Annotated in this window: 7 protein-coding genes; 4 read left to right on the top strand and 3 right to left on the bottom strand. The window is 67.7% G+C overall.

Annotated features, from left to right (window positions below; genetic code table 11):
- On the bottom strand, positions 1-531 hold a 531-nt coding region (locus GSQ76_RS26625), incomplete at its 3' end, for a histidine phosphatase family protein (RefSeq protein ID WP_158747110.1).
- Between the two features lie 156 nt (positions 532-687).
- Between GSQ76_RS26625 and GSQ76_RS26620 the strand changes: the two genes are divergently transcribed.
- On the top strand, positions 688-1,350 hold the full coding sequence (locus GSQ76_RS26620) for a Tim44/TimA family putative adaptor protein (RefSeq protein WP_158747109.1): 663 nt from the start codon (positions 688-690) through the stop codon (positions 1,348-1,350).
- A 19-nt stretch (positions 1,351-1,369) separates the two neighbouring features.
- Positions 1,370-2,143 carry a site-specific DNA-methyltransferase gene (locus GSQ76_RS26615; RefSeq protein ID WP_254070648.1) on the top strand — a complete coding sequence of 258 codons (774 nt, stop codon included), beginning with the start codon at positions 1,370-1,372 and terminating at the stop codon, positions 2,141-2,143.
- 16 nt (positions 2,144-2,159) lie between these two features.
- On the opposite strand, the gene GSQ76_RS26610 is transcribed toward GSQ76_RS26615, so the two are convergent.
- Both GSQ76_RS26610 and GSQ76_RS26605 read right to left on the bottom strand, forming a co-directional pair.
- On the bottom strand, positions 2,160-3,353 hold the full coding sequence (locus GSQ76_RS26610; protein WP_158747107.1) for an LLM class flavin-dependent oxidoreductase: 1,194 nt from the start codon (positions 3,351-3,353) through the stop codon (positions 2,160-2,162).
- Between the two features lie 329 nt (positions 3,354-3,682).
- Positions 3,683-4,783: a magnesium transporter CorA family protein gene (locus GSQ76_RS26605; protein WP_254070682.1), complete on the bottom strand. Its 1,101-nt coding sequence runs from the start codon at positions 4,781-4,783 to the stop codon at positions 3,683-3,685.
- On the opposite strand from GSQ76_RS26605, the gene trpB reads away from it, so the two are divergent.
- A complete protein-coding gene (gene trpB / locus GSQ76_RS26600; protein WP_158747392.1) occupies positions 4,782-6,002 on the top strand; it encodes a tryptophan synthase subunit beta in 1,221 nt (406 codons plus the stop codon). The genes GSQ76_RS26605 and trpB overlap by 2 nt on opposite strands.
- On the top strand, positions 5,999-6,823 hold the full coding sequence (gene trpA, locus GSQ76_RS26595; RefSeq protein WP_158747105.1) for a tryptophan synthase subunit alpha: 825 nt from the start codon (positions 5,999-6,001) through the stop codon (positions 6,821-6,823). The genes trpB and trpA overlap by 4 nt, the downstream gene beginning before the upstream one ends.
- Positions 6,824-6,850 lie beyond the last annotated feature (27 nt).

The raw sequence follows: 6,850 nt of genomic DNA, 5'->3' as shown, positions 1-6,850 counted from the left end.
CGGGGCGGGCTCCGTGGGGTTAACGCGCAGCCACTGGCCGTTGGTGACGCTTTTACCCGTCAGGGCCATGATGAACCCCCAATGGCTGACCACCAGAGTGTCCTGCCAGTCCGGATGCGCGGCCATTTCGGCACGAAAATTCGCTGCGCGCGCCACCACGCTTGCCTCGGGCTCCGCCTCGGTCGGCCACCACACGTCATCGATCGCGGAAAAATCATGCCCGGGCCAGGTTTGCTGCAGATCGGCGACCCGGCTGCCGACGTCGCAGACGAAGGCATAGCGCTCCCGCACCACCGTATCCACCAGCACCGGCAGCCCCAGCCGATTGGCCAGCGGCGCCGCGGTTTGCAGCGCGCGCGTATAGGGCGACGCGATGATCCGCCGGATCCCCGCCTGGAACAGCGCCTCCGCCGCCTGTTCCGCCTGTTCGTGGCCCAGCGGGGTCAGCCGCGGGTCCTCGATCCCCGGATCCTTCCGGGTGGCGGTGAAGTGGAGATTGAACTCGCTCTGGCCGTGACGCAGCAGGATCATGCGGCTACCCCCTAGCCTTCCGCGGCCCGGCGGGCAATCGTGCAGTGTCACCGCCCCTCGCGCGGCCGGTGGGCTCACAATCTCGCCGGATGAAACGGTCGGCGTTGTGGATGGGCCCGCGGAGCCCTATCTGTGGCGCTGTAGGAGTGGGTTGTTATGGGTGCAGGCGGGTTTCCGATCGATCTGGTGCTGCTTGGCATGGTCGCAGCCTTTCTGGTGCTGCGCTTGCGCGGCATCCTAGGCCGTCGCGACGGGTTCGAGCCGAACCAGGGTGCCGCACGCCCGGTGGGCAGCCGCCCGTCCGGCCCGGTCATCGACGGCACGGCCGAGCCGGTGGTCGTCCCCACCCGCCCGATGCCGGATACTGCCTCCCCCCTCGGCCAGACCCTGGCGCAGATGCGCCGGGTCGATGGCAGCTTCGACGCCGAGCATTTCCTGAACGGCGCCGAAGCCGCTTTTCGCCTGATCGTGACCGAGTTCGCCGCCGGCAACGCTGCCGCCCTGCGCCCGCTGCTGACGGACGAGACCTTCGCCATCTTCGAAGGGGCGATCAAAACGCGCGAGGAAGCCGGCGAGACGCAAACCAGCGAAATCCGCTCCATCCACCAGGCCACGATCGAGGCCGCGACCCTCCAGGGCAGCGAGGCCGAGATCACCGTCCGCTTCGTGTCCGACCAAATCAGCCAGACCCTGGACCGCGACGGCAAGCACGTCTCCGGCGCCGACGCCGTGATGGAGCTTCGTGATGATTGGAGCTTCGTCCGCAACCTGGCGCACCCCGGCCCGGCCTGGCGACTAGCCCACGCCCGATCCGCCTGACGCCTCGCGGTCGGCTGGCGTGCTGCATTGCGGAGACTGCCTGACGGTGCTCGGGCAGATGCCTGCCGGATCGGTCGACGTCGTGGTCACGTCCCCCCCTTATAACCTGGGGATCGCCTACGGGCGCTATCAGGACACCAAGGCCGAGGCGGATTACCTCGACTGGATGGAACAGGTGTCCCTGGCGCTACGCCGGGTCATGCGGCCGGACGGCTCGTTCTTCCTCAACATCGCCGGGTCATCCACCCAGCCCTGGCTGCCGTTCGAGCTGATTGTGCGGCTGCGGCGCCACTTCGTGCTGCAAAACCACGTGGTATGGGTGAAATCGATCGCCACGGGCGCCACCGGCGCGGTCGGGCACAACAAGCCGACCGGCGGCACACGCTTCCTCAACCGCAACCACGAACACGTGTTTCATCTGACCCAGACCGGCGAGGTGAAGCTGGACCGGTTGGCGATCGGCGTGCCGTTCAGCGACAAATCCAACATCGCCCGGCGCGGCCACGCCCAGGACAAACGCTGCCGCGGCGATACCTGGTTCATCCCCTACAAGACCGTCCAGGCCAAGGCGGAGAAGTTCAATCACCCCGGCACCTACCCGCTGGACCTGCCGCGCTGGTGCATCCGCCTGCACGGCAAGCCCGGCGCCACCGTGCTGGACCCCTTCGCCGGTGCCGGCACCACCTTGCTGGCGGCGCTAGCGGAAGGCGCGCACGGGATCGGCATCGAGATCGACCCGACCTACGTTGCCGCGGCGGAAGCCCGCCTGGCCGCGGCAGCCGTCGCGGCGTAGGTGCCGGCCGCGACCGCTACGCGTCCCGCGCCCCGCTGGCCCGGGCGTCGAACCCCGCCGGCGGCGCGCGTCCGGCGTCGGTGAACGCCTTGCGCAGCGCCTCCACGTTCGGCCCGAAGATGGTCTTGCGATTCTCCACCACCCAATCCTGTGACCCCGCCACCGTATCGAGCGATTGCTGGAACCGCGGCGCCACATAACGGGCGAACAACTCGTAGCTGCGCCAGGTCTGCTCCCGGTCGGCCCAGTCATGGGCGCGGAACAGAAAGCCGCCGAAGCCGCCATCGCTGTGCTTCACCAGGTTCTGGATGCCACGCGCCACCGTGTCGGGGGAGCCGACGAGCGTGGTGCCGGCCTTGATCCCGTCCGTCAGCGGATCTTCCGACCGGCCCGGCGGGCGGCCCAGCGCGTCCTCGAAATACGTCACCGTCTCCAGCCGCTCGCCGACGCGCACGTCTTCCATCGCCTGCTCGTCCGTGGCGGCGACGTGGACGTTCATCACCATGCGCCAGTTCTTGCGGTCCATGGTCTTGCCGACCTTGGCCGCCTCCTCCTCCGCAATCCGCCACTGCCCGGCGATTGCCGCCGGGCCGCCCGGCATCCCCGCGCCCAGCGACAAGATCCCCACCCCGTTGCGCCCCGCCGTCACCGGACCGGACGGGGTCAGCGTGCTGGCTACCGAGATGGGAAAATGCGGCTCGCTATACGGGCGCAGGTGCAGCCGTGCCTCGTACATCTCGAACCAATCGGTCTTGCGCGTCACCGGACCGTCGCAGGCCAGCAGCGCCATGATCGCCTCCAGCGACTCCTCCATCCGGCGGCGCTGCGTCGCCGGGTCGATGCCCAGCATATACGCGTCCGACACCAACGCCCCCGGGCCGCAGCCCAGCATCGCCCGGCCGCGGGTCATGTGGTCCAACTGCACGAAGCGCTGCGCCACCAGGAACGGATGGTGATACGGCAGGCTGGTCACGCCGGAGCCGATGCGGATGTGCTTCGTCCGCTCCGCCGCCGCCGCGATCATCAACTCGGGCGACGCGATGATCTCCCACCCGGCGGAATGGTGCTCGCCGATCCAGGCCTCGTCGTAGCCCAGCCTATCCAATAGCTCGACCATTTCCAGGTCGCGACTGATGGCGAGCGTCGGGTTGTCGCCGCGGCGGTGAAAGGGTGCCAGGAAGATACCGAACTGCATGCCACGCCGCGCCATAGGCTATTTCCTCCAATGATTGCCCCATCGTCGGCCAATCGCCCCCATTCGCCAAGCCGTAAGCGTCCGATGATCGCGAGGAGACCCTGGAAACAGCCGACGCCCCATACCCGCGAGGTATCTGCTGCCGCGCCAAAACGCGCTGGGACGCCTACATCAGAGACAGTGCGATGGCATCAAAGACAGTGCGATGGATGATCAGCGGTTCAAGGTCCAGGTGTGGGCCACCATCATCATCGCCGGCCTTGCCGTCATAGCGACCGCGTCCGGCGCCTACCGGACCTGGTGAACCCATCTCCACCCCTGACAGAGGCGGTCGGGAATGGGACTCAGATCCAGCCCTTCACCCGGAACCAAACCAGCGGGATCACCACGCTCACCAGGATCATCGCCCAGCCGAACATGTAGCCGTGCTCCCACCCCAGTTCCGGCATGTCCTTGAAGTTCATGCCATACAGACCAACGACGAAGGTGGGCGGGATGCCGACCACGGACACCACGGTCAGCACCTTCACGCCGTTATTCTGCTCGATATTGATGAACCCCAGCACCGCATCCAGCAGAAAGCTCACCTTGCCGTTCAACTGCTGGTCGTAATCGTTCAGCGACGCGACGTCCTGCCGCAGCGTCGTCAAACGGTCGCGCAGGTTCGGCTTGGCCCACTCGGCGCAGGCCTGCTGGGCGAACGTCGCGATGCGCCCGATCGCCAGCACGGTGTCCCGCAGATTGCCCAGCGTGTCGCCGCATTTGCCTACCTGGGTCAGCGTATTGCGCAGTTCCCGGTCGGCCCGGCGCAGGCTGCGCTTGGTGGTCAAATCCTCGCTCTTGAACGTCGATTTCGACAACGTATCCAGTTCCGCCGCCACACGCTCCAGCACGTCGGCCACCCGGTCCACGATCCCCTCCAGCAGGCCCACGAAGATCTCGGCACTGCCGTGCAGGCCGCTATGGGAGAACTTCTCGGTAAAGGTGTCGAAGGCCGGCAATTCCTCGTACCGCACGGTTAGCAGATGCTTCTCCGCCAGCACGAAGCCGACGGGTGTGATGTGCGACCGCTCGTCGGCGCCCCAGTAGCTATAGGGCATCGACAGGTAGATCACCCCCTCTTCGGTGTAGATCCGGCTGGAGCTTTCGATCTCCGTCAAATCCTCCCGGGACGGGATCCGCAGCCCGGTGATCCGCTCGGCCACCCCCCGCTCGGATTCGGTCGGGCTGACGAGGTCCAGCCAGACCGCGTCGGAGGCGACATGTGGGCTATCCTGCAGCGTCTCGCGTGGCGAAGTACCACTATTGGCATACAGCATCGACGGGCCGCCCTCTGAAATGCGCCGGAGATATACGTGCCCCTCCGCAATCAGGACAACCCGGCGTTTGGCCTGTGTCACGCGCTGCGCTATGTCCGCCGGGCGAACGGAGAGCCCCTTGACCATGTCACCCACAGAACGCCCCAACACCCTGCGCTCCGGCCCCGATGGCCGCGGCCGGTTCGGCGGCTTCGGCGGCCGCTTCGTGGCCGAAACCTTGATGCCGCTGGTCCTGTCGGTGGAGGCCGCATACGAGGCCGCCAAGCGCGACCCCGGCTTCCAGTTGGAGCTCGACCGGTATCTGCGCGATTACGTGGGGCGCCCTAGCCCGCTCTGGTTCGCCGAACGCCTCACCAAACAGCTCGGCGGCGCAAAAGTCTACTTCAAGCGGGACGAGTTGAACCACACGGGTTCACACAAGATTAACAACTGCATGGGGCAGATCCTGCTCGCCAACCGCATGGGCAAGACACGAATCATCGCGGAAACCGGCGCGGGCCAGCACGGCGTCGCCACCGCCACCGTCTGCGCCCTGTTTGGCCTGCCCTGCACCGTCTACATGGGCACCACCGACGTCGAACGTCAGGCCCCCAACGTGTTCCGCATGAAACTGCTGGGTGCCGAAGTCGTGCCCGTCAGCTCCGGCGCTGGCACGCTGAAGGACGCGATGAACGACGCCATGCGCGACTGGGTCGCCAATGTGGACGACACCTACTACCTCATCGGCACCGTCGCCGGCCCCCATCCCTACCCGGCCATGGTGCGCGACTTCCAGTCCATCATCGGCACCGAAGCCCGCGCCCAGATGCTGGCCGCCGAGGGCCGCCTCCCCACCATCGCCGTCGCCGCGATCGGCGGCGGGTCCAACGCCATGGGCCTGTTCCACCCCTTCCTGGACGATCCCGACGTGCGCCTGATGGGTGTCGAGGCCGCCGGCCGCGGCCTCGATACCAACCAACACGCCGCCAGCCTCTCCCGCGGCCGACCCGGCGTGCTGCACGGCAACCGCACCTACCTGCTGCAGGACGATGACGGCCAGATCACCGAGGCGCACAGCATCAGCGCCGGGTTGGACTACCCCGGCATCGGCCCCGAACATTCCTGGCTGCACGAAATCGGCCGCGTCGAATACACCGCCGCCACCGACCAGGAGGCGCTGGACGCCTTCCAGCTCTGCTGCCGGGCGGAGGGGATCATCCCCGCCCTGGAACCGGCCCACGCCCTGGCGCATGTGACCAAGATCGCGCCCACCATGCCCAAGGACGACATCGTGTTGATGAACATGTGCGGACGCGGGGACAAAGACATCTTCGCCGTCGCCGAGCATTTGGGCGTCAAGCTATGAGCCGCATTGCCGCCCGTTTCTCCAAGCTGAAGACCGAGGGCCGGGGCGCCTTCATCCCGTTCCTGGAAGCCTACGATCCGGACCTCGCCACCAGCACCGCCATCCTGCACGGCATGCCCGGCGCCGGTGCCGACCTGATCGAGATCGGGATGCCCTTCACCGACCCCATGGCCGACGGCCCCACCATCCAGACCGCCGGCCTGCGCGGCCTGAAGGCCGGCGCCACCCTGCCCAAGACCCTGACGATGGTGTCCGACTTCCGCACCCACGACGCCGACACCCCGGTGATCCTGATGGGCTACCTAAACCCCATCCTGTCCTACGGCGCCGACAAGTTCTGCGCCGATGCCGCCAAGGCCGGCGTGGACGGCCTGATCGTAGTCGACCTGCCGAGCGAGGAAGCCGATTGGCTGGCGGGCGCCGCCGCTGCCAACGCCCTGGACATCATCCGCCTGGTAGCGCCCACCACCGACGATGCCCGCCTGCCCCAGGTACTCAACGGCAGTTCCGGCTTCGTCTATTACGTCAGCATCGCCGGCATCACCGGCACCCGCACTGCCACCGCCGAACACCTGGCGGCAGCGATCCCGCGGGTGCGCCGGGCAACGGACCTGCCCATCGCCATCGGCTTCGGCATCCGCACCCCCGCCCAGGCGGCGGAGGCCGCGCGCGCCGCCGACGCCGTGGTCGTCGCATCGGCGCTGATCGACACGCTGGCCGCCAGCCTCGACCCCGAGGGCCGGGCCGCCGCCAACAGCGTGCAGCTGGTGCTGGACCAGGTGCGCGGCCTGGCGGAGGCCGTGCGCAGCGTCGCGAAATAGCCAGGGCGGCGCGGGCGGCCCGTAACT

Origin of the sequence: Acidisphaera sp. L21, from assembly GCF_009765685.1 — a bacterium.
Taxonomy (GTDB): Bacteria; Pseudomonadota; Alphaproteobacteria; order Acetobacterales; family Acetobacteraceae; genus LMUY01.
This window is presented reverse-complemented; position numbering and strand designations above follow the sequence as displayed.

Excerpts from the sequence above, each read along its gene's own strand:
- GSQ76_RS26620 (WP_158747109.1), top strand. The coding sequence starts at position 688 with ATGGGTGCAGGCGGGTTTCCGATCGATCTGGTGCTGCTTGGCATGGTC.
- GSQ76_RS26605 (WP_254070682.1), bottom strand. The coding sequence starts at position 4,783 with ATGGTCAAGGGGCTCTCCGTTCGCCCGGCGGACATAGCGCAGCGCGTG.
- trpB (WP_158747392.1), top strand. The coding sequence starts at position 4,782 with ATGTCACCCACAGAACGCCCCAACACCCTGCGCTCCGGCCCCGATGGC.
- trpA (WP_158747105.1), top strand. The coding sequence starts at position 5,999 with ATGAGCCGCATTGCCGCCCGTTTCTCCAAGCTGAAGACCGAGGGCCGG.
- GSQ76_RS26610 (WP_158747107.1), bottom strand. The coding sequence starts at position 3,353 with ATGGCGCGGCGTGGCATGCAGTTCGGTATCTTCCTGGCACCCTTTCAC.